We start from the raw sequence: 14,056 nt of genomic DNA on the forward strand, positions 1-14,056 counted from the left end.
GCGCTGACACCGGAGAGGTCCACCTGCTGCGACCGGTTGGTGGCGGAGCCGCCGGCCCGGGTGGGCCGCTCCAGCTCTTCGCCGCTCACGTTCGTGTCGATGGCCGTACCTCCGCGTCCGGCCCATCGCTGGGCTCCCCCGGGCTCACTTTAGCGGCGCGGACGCCCCTGCCCACCCCGACATTCCCCTGACCCTAGCTGCCCGGACACCCCCTTAAGGGGCTCTGGTACGCGAGGGTGTTTCGCATTGTCAGCGCACCCGCTACGGTGCAGATGTGTCCGGTAAACCCACCGAAACCTCCCAAAGGGAAAGTCTCGACAAGGCGACCGCGGAACTCGATCCGCCGTTCGCCGTCGTCGACCTCGCGGCCTTCGACGCCAACGCGAAAGCGCTGGTGGAGCGGGCCGGCGGCAAGCCGTTGCGGGTCGCCAGCAAGTCGGTGCGCTGCCCCGACCTGCTCACCCGCGTGCTGAGCCGCCCGGGTTGGCAGGGCGTGTTGGCATACACGCTCGCCGAGGCCAACTGGCTCGTCCGCACCGGCGTTACGGACGACGCCGTCGTCGCCTATCCGACCGCGGACCGGGCCGCCCTGCGTGACCTGGCTCACGACGACCGGCTGCGGGCCGGCGTCACCCTGATGGTGGACAGTTCCGAACAGCTCGACTTCATCGCCGCGGTGACGGGCAGCGCCGAGATCCGGCTCTGCATCGACCTCGACGCCTCCTACCGGCTCGCCGGCGGACGGGTGCACCTCGGCGTGTTCCGCTCGCCGGTGCGTGAGCCCGGTCAGGCCCGCACGCTCGCCGAGACGATCGCCAAGCGCCCGGGATTCCGGTTGGTCGGCATCATGTCGTACGAGGCTCAGATCGCCGGTCTGGGCGACGCGCCACCCGGCCGGCGTGCCCGCGGACTCGCCATCCGAGCCATCCAGCGCCGCTCGTACCGCGAGCTGCTGGCGCGGCGCGGTGCCGCGGTCGACGCCGTGCGGGCCGTCGCGGACCTCGAGTTCGTCAACGGCGGCGGCACCGGCAGCGTGCGGCTCACGGGCGCCGACCCCTCGGTCACCGAGATCACCGCCGGCTCCGGCCTCTACGGTCCGACCCTGTTCGACGCGTACACCGCCTGGCGCCCGACCCCGGCCGCGTTCTTCGCCCAGCCGGTGGTCCGCCGGCCCGGTCCCGGCGTGGTCACCGTGCTCGGTGGCGGCTGGATCGCGTCCGGCCCGACCGAGCCGAGCCGGCAGCCGACACCTTGGCTGCCGAGCGGGCTGAAGATGATCGGCACCGAGGGCGCCGGCGAGGTGCAGACGCCCCTGCGTGGCGCCGCCGCCGACGGCTTGCGGGTCGGCGACCGGGTCTGGTTCCGCCACGCGAAGGCCGGCGAGCTCTGCGAGCACGTCAACGACCTGCACCTGGTCGAGGACGGAGCCGTGACGGCGACGGCCCGCACCTACCGAGGTGCGGGCCACGCCTTCCTCTAGTTACACCGAGACGTGCCGGTGCAGGTACTCGCGGATCAAGGCCTTGGCCTCCGCGAGCACCTGCTCGTCGCCGTCGGTGCGGCGACGGAACGCCAGCTTGATCAGCGCGTCGGCCGCCTCGACGGCGATCTCCAGCGCGAACCGCAGGCGTGGCTCGTCGGCCACGTGGAACTGCTCGACGAGCAGCCGGGCCAACTGCTCGGCGATGACCGCGTTGTTGTCGCGCTCCTCGTCGAGCAGGTGCACGTCGACGACGTCGCCGAAGTGCAGGGTCCGGAAGCCGGGCACGGTGCGGTGCATCTCGATGTACTCGTCGATGCCCGCGTCGACGCCTTCCCACCAGTCGGCGAACGTGCCGCTGCCGAAGCGGTTGGCCAGCCGCTCCAGATAGGCCTCCATGTTGCGCAGCGTGAGTGCCTGCACGATGGCCCGCTTGTCGGGGAAGAACTGGTAGACGGAGCCGATCGCCACTTCGGCGCGCTCGGCGAGCAATGTGGTCGTCAGGCCCTCGTAGCCGACCTCGTCGACGATCTCGGCGCACGCATCGAGCATCCGCTGAACGCGGGCCACGCTGCGGCCCTGCACCGGAACCCGGCGCAGGGGGCCCGTGGTGACGGCTGATGTCGTCATGCCTCACCACATCCTTCCTCTTCGGCCCCGCCGCGCGGGGGGAACGTTACTCGGATCAACGAGCAACCCGGATGAGAGGTATTCAGCAGAAGGGCGGTATTTGCGGGGAGTACGCGTGTGACGCTCTTACGCGCGGAACCAAACACTGATATGAATGCTATTCATATTATGGAGGGCGCCGTGACCGCGAGTCGAGCAACCGCGACCAGCGTGCCGCACTGGCGCAACTGGGCGGGCAACCAGCAGGCGACGGCGCGCGAGACGCGGCCCGGCGGCCTCGACGAGCTCTCCGCGATCGTCACCGGGGCCGCGGCGGCCGGCGAGCGGGTCAAGCCCGTCGGATCGGGTCACTCCTTCACCGACATCGCCGTCACCGACGGCATCCGCATCGACCTGGCCGCACTGCCCGGTCGCGTCGACGTCGACCGCGAGCACCGGCGGGTGACCGTGCCGGCCGGCATGACGCTGGCGACGCTCAACGCGTTGCTCAGCACGCACGGCCTGGCGCTGCCCAACCTCGGCGACATCGACGCGCAGACGATCGCGGGCGCCATCTCCACCGGCACGCACGGCACGGGCGCGGCGTACGGCTGCCTGTCCACCTTCGTCGGCGGCCTGACCCTGGTGACCGGCACCGGCGAGGTGCTGCGCTGCGACGAGCACACCAACCCCGAGGTGTTCAGCGCGGCCCGGGTCGGCCTCGGCGCGCTCGGCGTGCTCACCGAGGTGACCCTCCAGTGCGTCGAAGCGTTCACGCTGCGGGCGCACGAGCGCCCCGGCCGGCTGGCCGACGTGCTGGCCGACTGGCCGGCGCTGGTGGCCGACAACGACCACTGCGACCTCTACTGGTTCCCCTACACCGACCGGGTGCAGGTCAAGACGAACAACCGGGTGCCGGCCGACGACCGACCGTTGCCAGGCTGGCGCGGCTGGCTCGACGACGACTTCCTCGCCAACACCGTGTTCGCGGGCGCCTGTCTGCTGGGTCGCGCGGTGCCGGCCACGGTCGCTCCGATCAACGCGGTGTCGGCCCGGGCGCTCACCGAGCGGGTCTACACCGGACGGTCCGATGCCGTCTTCTGCACGCCGCGCCGGGTGCGGTTCACCGAGATGGAGTACGGCCTCCCCCGCGACGCCTTCCCGACGATGCTCGGCGAGCTGCCCCGGATCATCGACCGCCTGCCGTTCAAGGTGCAGTTCCCGGTCGAGGTGCGGTTCACCGCGGCCGACGACATCCCGCTCTCGCACGGGTACGGCCGGGAGTCGGTCTACGTCGCCGTGCACCAGTTCGCCGGCGCACCGTACGAGCCGTACTTCAAGGCCGTCGAGACCCTCGCCCGCGAGCTCGGCGGCCGGCCGCACTGGGGCAAGCTGCACTACCGGGACGCCGAGTCGCTGCGCCCGGTCTACCCACGGTTCGACGGCTTTGTCGCGCTGCGCGACCGGCTCGACCCGCACCGGGTCTTCGCCAACGCTTACACGGAGCGGGTGCTGGGCAGTTGAGCAGCGGAAACGTCCGCTGCGGCCCTTATGCCGACACCACGTCGGCGACTACCACGGTGACGTTGTCGTAGGTGCCCGACGCCAGCGCGAGCGCGACGAGCTCCTTGGCGCACGCGTCCAGGTCGCGGATCTCCCGCAGGGTGCGCCCGATCGTGACGTCCTCGACGTAGTCGGACAGTCCGTCGCTGCACAGCAGCAACCGGTCGCCGGCCTCCACCGGCAGCAGCGCGGTCGCCGCGCGGTAGCTCTCGCCCTGCACCGCCTGCGTGATCATCGAGCGGCGCGGGTGCCCCCGGGCCTCCTCGGCGGTCAGCGCACCCCGGTCGACGAGAAGCTGGACGAACGTGTCGTCGCGGGTCAGCCGCACCATCTCGGTCGCACCGGCGGCCAGCAGGTAGCCACGCGAGTCGCCGACGTGCAGCAGCCCGAGCTGGTCGCCGCGCAGCAGGCCGGCGGTCACGGTGGTGCCGGCGCCCTGCCCCTCGGCTGCGATCTTGGCGTTGGCCCGCTCGACGGCCTCGGCCAGGGCCGCCGCCGGGTCGACGCTGTCGACCTCTTCCAGCCCGCTCAGCGTCGAGATGACGATCTCGCTGGCCATCTCCCCGGCCGGCATGCCCCCGACGCCGTCAGCGATCACCACCAGGCGACGACCGGCGAACGCGGCGTCCTCGTTGTTGGGCCGGGCCGGGCCGACGTCGGTCACGGTCACGGCCTGCAAGATCAAGGGCGGCATGGTTACGAGCATCTCAAACCCGTCGATCGCAGTCTCTACGCAGTATTTCGTAGGGTGTGTGCGTGATGCCGGTGACGCTGGTCGGTCGGACGCGGGAACGCGCCGAGCTGACTGCCGCCTGGGCCGCGACCGCCGGCGGTGCCACCGGCCCCCAGGTCGCGGTGCTGACCGGCGACCCCGGCACCGGCAAGAGCGCCCTGGTCACGGCCGCGCTCGCCGACCTCGACCCGGCCCCGGTGACGGTGCTGCACGGCCAGGCCCGGATCCACTCGCCGGCGCCGTACGACTGGCTGGCCGCCGTGCTGAGCGGCCGCGACACCCGTGGCCTGCCCGCCCCCGGGCCGGCACTGGCCTGGCTCGCCCAGCACGACGCCGCCCCGGTCGAGCGGTTCGCCCCCGGCGCCCTTCTCCGGGTGGCCACGCGCGTGGTCCGCGCGCTGGCCGGCACCGGCCCGGCCGTGCTCGTCGTCGAGGACCTGCACGCGCTCGACCCCGCCAGCCTCAACCTGGTCGGCGACCTGGCCGTCGCACCCGGCCTGCCCGCCCTGCTGCTGGTCACGAGCCGGCCCAGCGCCGACCCCCTGGTCGCCCGCACACTGGCCCGGCTGACCGGCACGCCGGGCGCCGTGCGCCAGCACCTCGGGCCGCTGCGGCCCGCCGACGTCGCCGACGTGCTGGCCCAGGTCTACCCGGGTCGGGACATCACCGAAGCGGCGGCGCGGAAGGTGTGGGACCGCACCGCAGGCAACGCGTACCGGCTGACCGAGCTCATCGCCACCACGGCGGCCGACGACGTGGCCGCGCTGCTGCGGGAGCCCGACGGCACCGCCGAGCCGGCCGCGGAGCTCACCGCGCGCGAGGTGGAGGTGCTGGTCTGCCTGCGCGACGGCATGGCCAACAAGCAGATCGCCCGGGCGCTCGGCATCTCCGTGCGTACCGTCACCGTGCACGTCTCCAACCTGCTGCGCAAGACCGGCACCGCCTCCCGGACGGAGGCGGCGCTGTGGGCGGTCCGCCACAGCCACCGGACTCCCTCGTTGACCCCGCGTAGCCAGCCGTAAACAGTAGGGATTCGTCAAGGGTCCGCATCCATTGACCGACGCCTACCCAGTCGGCAGGCTCCACATTGGTGCTCTTCGACGGCGAGGAGCCCCTTGTCATGAGCGAGGGGGATGGATGAGATCGAGACGATGGCTGGCGGCGTTGACCGCCGCCACGCTGGTCGCCGCGTTCGCAGCGGTGTCGCCGGCCGAGGCCGCGGAACCCAATGCGGCAGACCGCCTCGAGGTATACGTCGGCACGGTGACGCCGGCCCAGCTCGAAGAGCTACGCGCGGCCGGGGTCGACGCGGGTGAGGCGACCGTCGGTGCAGACGGTGCCAACACCAAGGTCGAGACCGTGCTCAGCAAGCGTGAGGCCGACCGCCTCGCCGACCAGGGTGTCAAGCTCGCGGTCAAGAAGGTTCGTGGCAAGGCGGCTTCGCAGGTGCTGCGCGAGCAGGCGCTGGCCGGCTGGGAGGCGTTCCGGCCGTACAACGAGCCCGGTGGCATCCGGGACGAGCTCGTCGCCACCGCCGCCCGCTACCCGAAGCTCACCGAGGTGGTCAACTACGGCCGGTCCACCCAGGGCAAGCAGCTCACCGCGATCCGGGTGACCAAGAACGCCAAGAACGTACGCGACGGCTCCCGCCCGGCGACGCTCTATGTCGGCGCACAGCACGCCCGTGAGTGGATCACGGTGGAGATGACCCGGCGGCTGCTGCACCACGTGCTCGACAACTACGGCAAGGACCCGGTGATCACCAACCTGGTCGACAAGACCGAACTGTGGTTCGTGCCGGTCGTCAACCCCGACGGCTACGACTACACGTTCACCCCCGACAACCGGCTGTGGCGCAAGAACCTGCGTGACAACGACGGTGACGGCCAGATCACCACTGTCGACGGCGTCGACCTCAACCGCAACTTCGGCTACAAGTGGGGCTACGACAACGAGGGCTCGTCGCCGCAGATCACGAGCGACACGTACCGCGGTCCGGCTCCCGACTCCGAGCCGGAGACCAAAGGGCTGCACTCGCTCTACAGCAAGATCCGGCCCGAGTTCTTCATCAACTACCACTCGGCCGCACAGCTCCTGCTCTACGGCGTCGGCTGGCAGGTCAGCACGCCGTCGCCGGACGACGTCATCTCCATCGCGATGGCCGGCGACGACGACCACCCCGCGGTGCCCGGCTACGACCCGGACATCTCGGCCGAGCTCTACACCACCAACGGCGACGCCGACTCCGGCTTGTCGGCCCGGTGGGGTGGCCTGGGCTTCACGCCCGAGATGAGCACCTGCACGGCGGCGGCCAACTCGGTGCCCGACGACGAGTGGCTGGCCGAAGACTGCGTCAGCGACTTCATCTTCCCGGACGACGAGGGCCTCATCCAGGCGGAGTTCGAGAAGAACATCCCGTTCGCGATCGCGACCGGGCGCTCGGCGCTCGACCCGGACGACCCCGTCTCGGTGGTCGGCCGCAGCACGCCGGACTTCGTCGTCGACTCGTTCGACGTCTCCTACGGCACCAAGCAGCCGGTCGCGGTGACCGCGCGGCGGGCGCTCAAGGACGTTCGGATGCACTACACCGTCAACGGCGGCCGGCCGCAAACCGTGAACGTCCGCGAGTGGCGTGGCGGTGAGCGTTACGGCAACGAGGGCAACGACTACTACGCCGAGCTGCGTGGCACCGTGACGCGCGCCAAGAAGGGCGACTCGGTCGAGGTCTGGTTCACCGGCCGCAAGTCCGGCAAGGGCACGGTGGCCAGCGAGCACTTCACCTACTCGGTGTCGCAGGACATCGGCGGCGACGTGCTGGTGCTGGCGGCCGAGGACGTGACCGGCATCAGCCCGGTGCAGACCGGCAGCACGACGGCCAAGTACGCCGACGAGATGGAGGCGTCGCTGCGTGCCGCCGGGCGCTCCAGCGACGTCTACGACTTCGACGCGCGCGGCCGCAAGGCACCCCACCCGCTGGGCGTGCTGTCGCACTACAAGGCCGTCGTCTGGGAGACCGGCGACGACATCATCCCGCGGTCGCAGGGTCAGGTCGGCGGAACGGCGACGAAGGCGGCGCTGGACACCGAGCTGGCCGTCCGGGACTACCTCAACGAGGGCGGCAAGCTCTTCATCACGGGCAAGTACGCGATGTACGCCCAGGGGATCAACGGCTCCTACTACTACGAGCCGGACTTCCCGAGCCAGCCCGAGTGCACGAGCCCGAGCGACCCGCCGTGCCTGCCGCTGTTCAACGACTTCCAGCAGTACTACCTGGGTGCGTACGCGTACATCGACGGCTCGGGTTCGGACGACGACGGCAACCCGCTTCCGCTGAGCGGCAGCAAGGGCCGGTTCACCGGCTTCACGGGTGACCTCAACGCACCAGGCTCCGCGCAGAACCAGGACCACACCGCGTCGTTCCTGGCCACGTCGAGCGTCCTGCCCGAGGCCGAGTTCCCGTGGTTCGGCCCCAGCTCGGCCCCGGTCGGTTGGGTCCGCCCGGGCGCGCCGCCGTTCGACCCGTACGAGGGCGACTACTACGCCTTCAGCGGACGCGGTGACGAGGCCTACAAGCGGCTGAGCCGCACGGTCGACATGGCCGGTGCGTCCAGCGGGGAGCTGCGCTTCTGGACCTCGTACGACATCGAGACGGACTGGGACTTCATGTTCGTCGAGGCGCGCGAGGTGGGCACCGAGAACTGGACGACGCTGGTCGACACCAACGGCAAGACCGGCGACAACCCGGGTGACAGCTGCTCCGCCAACTCGCCTGCCCGGTTGCACCCCCAGCTCAACCACTACGTCACGTACCAGGGCGCCGACCAGCCGTGCCTGAACACCGGCACGAGCGGCAGCTGGCACGCGGCCACCGGCTCGTCCGGCGGCTGGAAGGAGTGGGTGAGCGACCTGACGCCTTATGCCGGCAAGCAGGTCGAACTGTCCATCACGTACATGACTGACTGGGGCACGGAGGGCCTGGGCGTGTTCGTCGACAACGTCCGGATCAACCGCGACGGTCAGCCGCTGGCGTCGACCGGGTTCGAGACCGACCTCGGCGGCTTCGCGGTGCCCGGTCCCCCGGCGGGCTCCGGCCCGAACGTCACGGACTGGACCCGGACCCAGCTCGGGTTCGAGGAAGGCGCCGTGATCGCCACCCGGGACAGCCTCTACTCCGGGTTCGGCTTCGAGGGCCTGGCGCCCGCGCAGCGCGACGACCTGGTCAAGCGGGCGATGCGTCACCTGCTCGGCTGAGTTGAACGGAAGGGCCCCCTCCGCGGAGGGGGCCCTTCCTCATGCTCCGCGCTGGTCGAGCATCACGCGGACGACCCGGGTGACCAGATCCCATGGGACCGGCTCGGCCCAGCGGAACTGGAGGGCGTCCTTGGCTCCCCGGTACGGCGCCACGGCCCGCTCGAAGTCGTCGTCGGCGCGGGGTGCCGGATAGAGCGAGACGAACTTCTTCCAGGCCGCGAAGTAGACCAGGATCTTGCCGTCAACGGTCACCGCCGGGATGTTGTACGAGATCTTCTCTCCGGGGTCCGGCAGGGCGTCGAGGATCGTCGTGCGGACCTGTTGGGTGATCTCCCGCTGGTCGGCGGGCAGCGCGGCGATGTAGTCGTCGACGCTCGCGAACTTGGCGGCCATAACCGTCAGGATGCCGCAGTCGCGGCGGTCAGAACACGAAAACCTGGCGGTCCTCGACCGGTCGGTAGCCGATCTTCGCGTAGATCGAGTTGCTCGTCGGGTTGGCCAGGTCGGTGAACAGCACGACCTCGTGCGGGTGCGCCGACGCACTCACCGCGGCCGTGACGGCCGAACCGTAGCCGTGGCCGCGCGAAGCCCGAGGCGTGTAGACCGGGCCGATCCGCACGACGCCACCGGCCGGCCGCCGCTTCCCGGCCAGGGCGACCGGGGTGCCGTCGACCTCCCACAGGCCGTAGGCGCCGTCCCGGACACCGGCCTCAGCCGTCTCCCGCGCCGACGTGAGCGGCTCGTGGAGCTCCTCGCCACAGGCGGTCAGCCACGCGGCCAGCAGATCCCGATCGGCCGCGCCGGCGACCCGCGCCTGGCCTTTCACCACGGGCGGGACGAGCTCGCCCAGCCGGTAGAGGCGGGACCGGATGCCGGGCCGGGCGGTGGCGCCGGTCCGGCGGCACCAGGCGTCGGCGAACGCGCGCGCCACCTCGTCGGTCGAGTTGACGCCCGGCACGTCGTCGAGGGTCTCGGCCAGCTCGATCGCGGCCGCGACCGTCGCCGGCCCACCGAGCAGGAGGGGCCGTGGCGGCGTCCAGACGAAGGCACTGCCGTCGGGATGCCAGCCGAAGACCGGCCGGCTGCCACCGACGGCGCCCGGGCCGACGTCGGCCACCTTCGCCGAGATGGTCAGCAACAGCGTGTTCTCGACCGGGCGCGCTGACAGAGCAGCTCCGACGGCGCCCTGGAACTCACCGACGTCCGACGTGGTGGACCACATCGGACGAAGGCTAGTCCGTCGTCTTCTTCGCCGCACTCGCCTTCTTCGGCGCCGCCTTCTTCGCCGCTGCGGTCGTCTTCTTGGCCGCCGTCGCCTTCTTCGCGGTGGTCTTCGTCGCCGCAGTCTTCTTCGCCGTGGTGGCCTTGGCGGTGGTCGTCTTGGCGGCGGCCTTCTTCGCCGCCTTCTTGCGCGGCGCCGGACCCTTGGCCCGCTTCTCGGCGAGCATCTCGGACGCCTGCTCGATCGACAGCGACTCCGGCGTCATGCCCCGGCGCAGCGAGGCGTTGACCTCGCCGTCGGTCACGTACGGCCCGAACCGACCATCCTTGATCACCAGCGGCTTCTCGGTGAGCGGGTCGTTGCCCATCTCACGCAACGGCGGAGCGGCGGCCCGGCGCTGCCGGGTCTTGGGCGCGGCCAGCAAGGCCTTGGCCGCCTCGAGCGTGACCGTGAAGAGCTGCTCCTCGTTCTCCAGGGAGCGGAACTCGTCGCCCTTCTTCACGTAAGGCCCGTAGCGGCCGTTGGCGGCCAGGATCTCGGTGCCGTCGTCGTCCTTGCCGACCACCCGGGGCAGCGACAGCAGCCGCAGCGCCTCCTCGAGCGAGAGCGCGTCCGGGGTGTGCGACTTGAGCAGCGACGACTTGCGCTCGCCGCTGGCCACGTACGGCCCGTAGCGGCCGGACTTGAGCACGATGTCCTCGCCGGTCTCGGGGTGGGTGCCCAGCGAGCGCTCGCCACCACCACCGAGGAACAGCTCGTCGACCTTCTCCGGGGTGAGCTCGTCGGGCGCCAGACCCTCGGGAATGGACGCGCGGTCGCCCTGGTTGGCCTCCGGATGATCCTCGCCGTCGGCACCTTCGGCGTGGCCGTTGGATGCCGCCGGCACCAGCGCGCCGGGCAGCGTGCGCTGCAGGTAGGGGCCGTAGCGGCCGACCCGGACGACGACGTCGCGCCCTTGGTCGTCACGGAACAACGGGATCGAGTTGACACTGCGCGCGTCGATCTCGCTGAGGTTGTCGGTGACCAGCCGCTTGAGCCCGCCCGAGGCGGCGATCGTGCCGTCGGCGGAGACGTCGCTGCCGAAGTAGAACGAGGTCAGGAAGTCGGCCGCGGCCATGTCGCCGCCGGCGATCTCGTCGAGCTCGTTCTCCATCGCGGCGGTGAAGTTGTAGTCGACCAGCCGGGGGTAATGGCCCTCCAACAGGCCGATCACCGCGAACGCGAGGAACGACGGGATCAGCGCCTGACCGCGCTTGACCACGTATCCCCGGTCCTGGATGGTCGCCATGATCGACGCGTACGTGGACGGGCGGCCGATGCCCAGCTCTTCGAGCTGCTTGACCAGCGACGCCTCGGTGTAGCGGGACGGCGGCTGGGTGGTGTGACCCAGCGCCTCGAGCTGGTCGGCGGTCAGCGGCTGGTCCTTGACCAGGTTGGGCAGCCGGCGCTCGGCGTCTTCGGCCTCGGCGGACTCGTCGTCGGAGGACTCGACGTAGGCGCGCAGGAAGCCCGGGTCGGTGATCGTCTTGCCGGTCGCGCCGAAGTCGGCCTCTTCGCCGCTCGACGAGACCGCCCGGATCCGGATCGAGACGGACATGCCGACCGCGTCGGTCATCTGCGACGCGATCGTGCGCCGCCAGATCAGCTCGTAGAGCTTGAACTCCTCGGCGGAGAGCTCCTTGGCGACCTCGCCCGGCGTGCGAAAGTGGTCGCCGGCGGGGCGGATCGCCTCGTGCGCCTCCTGGGCGTTCTTGACCTTGCCCGTGTAGCGACGCGGCTCCGGCGGGACGCTGCCCTGGCCGTAGAGCTCGGCGATCTGCCGGCGGGCGGCTGCGATCGCGGTCTCCGACAGGTTGACGGAGTCCGTACGCATATAGGTGATGTAGCCGTTTTCGTAGAGCCGCTGCGCCGTGCGCATCGTCTGCTGCGAGGAGAAGCGCAGCTTGCGCGCCGCCTCCTGCTGGAGCGTCGAGGTGATGAACGGCGCGTACGGCCGGCGCCGGTAAGGCTTCTCCTCGACCCGGGTGACCGTGAACGGCCGATCCTCGAGCCGGGCGGCCAACCCGCGGGCACCGGCCTCGTCGAGGTGGACCACCGCGGCGCCCGGCCGCACCTGACCGGTCGTGGGCTCGAAGTCCTTGCCGGTGGCGATCCGGTCACCGTCGAGCGCGACCAGCGTCGCGGTGAAGGTGCGCGGGCCCTCCTTGGCGGCGGCCGCGTCGACCGCGAGCGTCGCCTGGATGTCCCAGTAGCCGGCGGAGCGGAACGCCATCCGCTGACGCTCGCGCTCGACCACGATGCGGGTCGCGACCGACTGCACGCGGCCGGCGGAGAGCCGCGGCATGACCTTCTTCCAGAGGACCGGCGACACCTCGTAGCCGTAGAGCCGGTCGAGGATGCGCCGGGCCTCCTGCGCGTCGACCAGGTCGCGGTCGATGTCACGGGGGTTGGCCACGGCGGCCTGGATCGCCTGCCGCGTGATCTCGTGGAAGACCATCCGCTTGACCGGGACCTTGGGCTTGAGGGTCTCGACCAGGTGCCAGGCGATCGCCTCGCCCTCGCGGTCCTCATCCGTCGCGAGGAAGACCTCGTCGACCTCCTTGGCCAGTTTGGTCAGCTTGGTGATCTGCTGCTTGCGGTCGGCGGACACGACGTAGAGCGCGGCGAACCCGTTGTCGACGTCGACGCCGAGCCGGGCCCACGGCAGGTCCTTGTATTTGGCTGGGACGTCCGCGGCGTTGCGCGGCAGGTCACGGATGTGGCCCAGGCTGGCCTCCACCACGTAGCCCGGGCCGAGATAGCCCGAGATCGTCTTCGCCTTCGCCGGTGACTCGACGATGACGAGACGGGTGCTCCTGGCGTTGCTCGGCACTGCACTCCCTCACATGTTCGTGGATGTCCAAGGTAACGCGCGGCACGGCGGCGAGGTCGCGATACTCCAGGCGAGCCGGCCGACGGCGGAGCGTCACGCTGAACGGCGACACCGTACACCCAGGTAGAAGGGTGACGGGTGCCACCGCACCGGAACCGGTGTCGATCGAACAGCTGAACAACACGTTCACCCAGGCCAGCATTCCCCTGGTGCCGGTAGTGGACGATCTCCGACAAGCTCCGCCAGACGGGCCAGGCGGCGACGTCCGGTCACCCGGTAGGCGGGGCCGCCGGCCCGCGGGCCGAGCAGTGCGGCGGGCAGGCCCACCGCGGCCAACGCGGCGCCGACCTGATCCCACTGCCCTTCGTCGTTAGCCCCTAATTTCAGGGCAAACCCTGATTCATCCGGCGCACCGGCTGCGGCCACCCAGAGCCGGAGCCTGCGCCCATCGAGGAAGAAACCGGGCGGTGGGCGCTTGACCGCTCCCCGCAGCCACGCCACGCCGAGTCCGGCCAGCGCAGTGGAATAAGAGGTGCGGACGCCCAGGTGACCCTCGACCTCGGTCGGCGACCAGGTCGGTGCCAGGCCGCGCCGGGTGAGCTCGGCGACCAGCACGTGCACCCGCCAGGCCGAGTCGACCACCACCGAGACCCTGGCCGTGCCGCCCATCCGCACCACCTGGCCCGGCCCGGCGAGCAGGCCCGCCAGGTCTCCCGGCGTGGGTTCGCGGGCCTCGACGCCGAACAGCGAGAGCTGCCGCGGCGTCAGCGACACTCCGGTACCTCGTCGAAGGCGCGCGCCAACTCCGGCGAGTTGAGCTTGCTGGTGTCCAGCGCGCTGGCGTCGTACTCCTTGTTGAGGGTCTCGACGGCCGCACCGACCCCGTCGTAGAACGCGGGGTCGGTGTCGAGGTCCTCGATGGCCCGTTTGGCCTTGCCGTAGGCGTCCCGGACGCCGGCCAGCGAGCCGACGAAGCCGTCGACGATCGCCGCGCCCTCGTCCACGTCGGGCACTCCCGCCTGCTCGACCTGCGACCGGGCGGTCTCGCTGGCCTGCTCGGCGCCACCGAGCAACCGGATCAGGTTCTCTTTCGCCTGCGCCGGGGTGGTCCGCGCCGTCATCTGCTGCGAAGTGCCGGAAGAGAGGCTGTCGATCTCTTCGCGCCAGGGGCTCAACGCCTCGCACACGTCCGCCGCCCAGATCCGCGGGGCAGACCGGTCGCCACCGCAGCCGGCGAGCGCCAGCACGATCAGCACGGCCGACAGGACTGCGCGGGGGGTACGCATGTCGAGCAGCATAGAAGCAACGGCCCCCGCTCGACGCGCC

11 protein-coding genes are annotated in these 14,056 nt (G+C 71.0%); 4 read left to right on the top strand and 7 right to left on the bottom strand.

Annotated elements, in window-relative coordinates; translation table 11 throughout:
* The first annotated feature begins 274 nt into the window (after window positions 1–274).
* Window positions 275–1,480, top strand: a complete 1,206-nt coding sequence (locus tag AB0J88_RS14405) for an amino acid deaminase/aldolase (RefSeq protein WP_364344924.1) — start codon at window positions 275–277, stop codon at window positions 1,478–1,480.
* On the opposite strand, the gene AB0J88_RS14410 is transcribed toward AB0J88_RS14405, so the two are convergent.
* Window positions 1,481–2,110, bottom strand: coding sequence for a TetR family transcriptional regulator (locus AB0J88_RS14410; RefSeq protein ID WP_089252532.1), 630 nt, complete (start codon window positions 2,108–2,110; stop codon window positions 1,481–1,483).
* A 168-nt stretch (window positions 2,111–2,278) separates the two neighbouring features.
* Here AB0J88_RS14410 and AB0J88_RS14415 point away from each other — a divergent pair, with 168 nt between their 5' ends.
* Complete coding sequence (locus AB0J88_RS14415) at window positions 2,279–3,613, top strand: D-arabinono-1,4-lactone oxidase (RefSeq protein ID WP_364344921.1); 1,335 nt, start codon at window positions 2,279–2,281, stop codon at window positions 3,611–3,613.
* Window positions 3,614–3,638: 25 nt separating this feature from the next.
* Here the strand turns inward: AB0J88_RS14415 and AB0J88_RS14420 are convergent, their stop codons facing one another.
* A complete protein-coding gene (locus tag AB0J88_RS14420; protein ID WP_364344919.1) occupies window positions 3,639–4,346 on the bottom strand; it encodes a protein phosphatase 2C domain-containing protein in 708 nt (235 codons plus the stop codon).
* A gap of 65 nt (window positions 4,347–4,411) precedes the next feature.
* On the opposite strand from AB0J88_RS14420, the gene AB0J88_RS14425 reads away from it, so the two are divergent.
* Window positions 4,412–5,407 (top strand): AAA family ATPase, encoded by a 996-nt coding sequence (locus AB0J88_RS14425; RefSeq protein WP_364346088.1) that lies wholly within the window; start codon window positions 4,412–4,414, stop codon window positions 5,405–5,407.
* Between the two features lie 115 nt (window positions 5,408–5,522).
* Complete coding sequence (locus AB0J88_RS14430; RefSeq protein ID WP_364344916.1) at window positions 5,523–8,636, top strand: M14 family zinc carboxypeptidase; 3,114 nt, start codon at window positions 5,523–5,525, stop codon at window positions 8,634–8,636.
* Window positions 8,637–8,675: 39 nt separating this feature from the next.
* Here the strand turns inward: AB0J88_RS14430 and AB0J88_RS14435 are convergent, their stop codons facing one another.
* From AB0J88_RS14435 to AB0J88_RS14455, 5 genes are all read right to left on the bottom strand, one after another.
* A complete protein-coding gene (locus tag AB0J88_RS14435) occupies window positions 8,676–9,029 on the bottom strand; it encodes a DUF1801 domain-containing protein (protein ID WP_364344913.1) in 354 nt (117 codons plus the stop codon).
* A gap of 28 nt (window positions 9,030–9,057) precedes the next feature.
* Complete coding sequence (locus AB0J88_RS14440) at window positions 9,058–9,858, bottom strand: GNAT family N-acetyltransferase (protein WP_364344910.1); 801 nt, start codon at window positions 9,856–9,858, stop codon at window positions 9,058–9,060.
* Window positions 9,859–9,868: 10 nt separating this feature from the next.
* Window positions 9,869–12,730, bottom strand: a complete 2,862-nt coding sequence (gene topA, locus AB0J88_RS14445; protein ID WP_364344907.1) for a type I DNA topoisomerase — start codon at window positions 12,728–12,730, stop codon at window positions 9,869–9,871.
* Between the two features lie 186 nt (window positions 12,731–12,916).
* Window positions 12,917–13,504: a hypothetical protein gene (locus AB0J88_RS14450; protein WP_364344904.1), complete on the bottom strand. Its 588-nt coding sequence runs from the start codon at window positions 13,502–13,504 to the stop codon at window positions 12,917–12,919.
* Window positions 13,495–14,016: a hypothetical protein gene (locus tag AB0J88_RS14455; RefSeq protein ID WP_364344901.1), complete on the bottom strand. Its 522-nt coding sequence runs from the start codon at window positions 14,014–14,016 to the stop codon at window positions 13,495–13,497. The genes AB0J88_RS14450 and AB0J88_RS14455 overlap by 10 nt, the downstream gene beginning before the upstream one ends.
* Window positions 14,017–14,056 lie beyond the last annotated feature (40 nt).

The organism is Asanoa sp. NPDC049475 (assembly GCF_040676915.1).
In the GTDB taxonomy this organism is placed as follows: domain Bacteria; phylum Actinomycetota; class Actinomycetes; order Mycobacteriales; family Micromonosporaceae; genus Asanoa.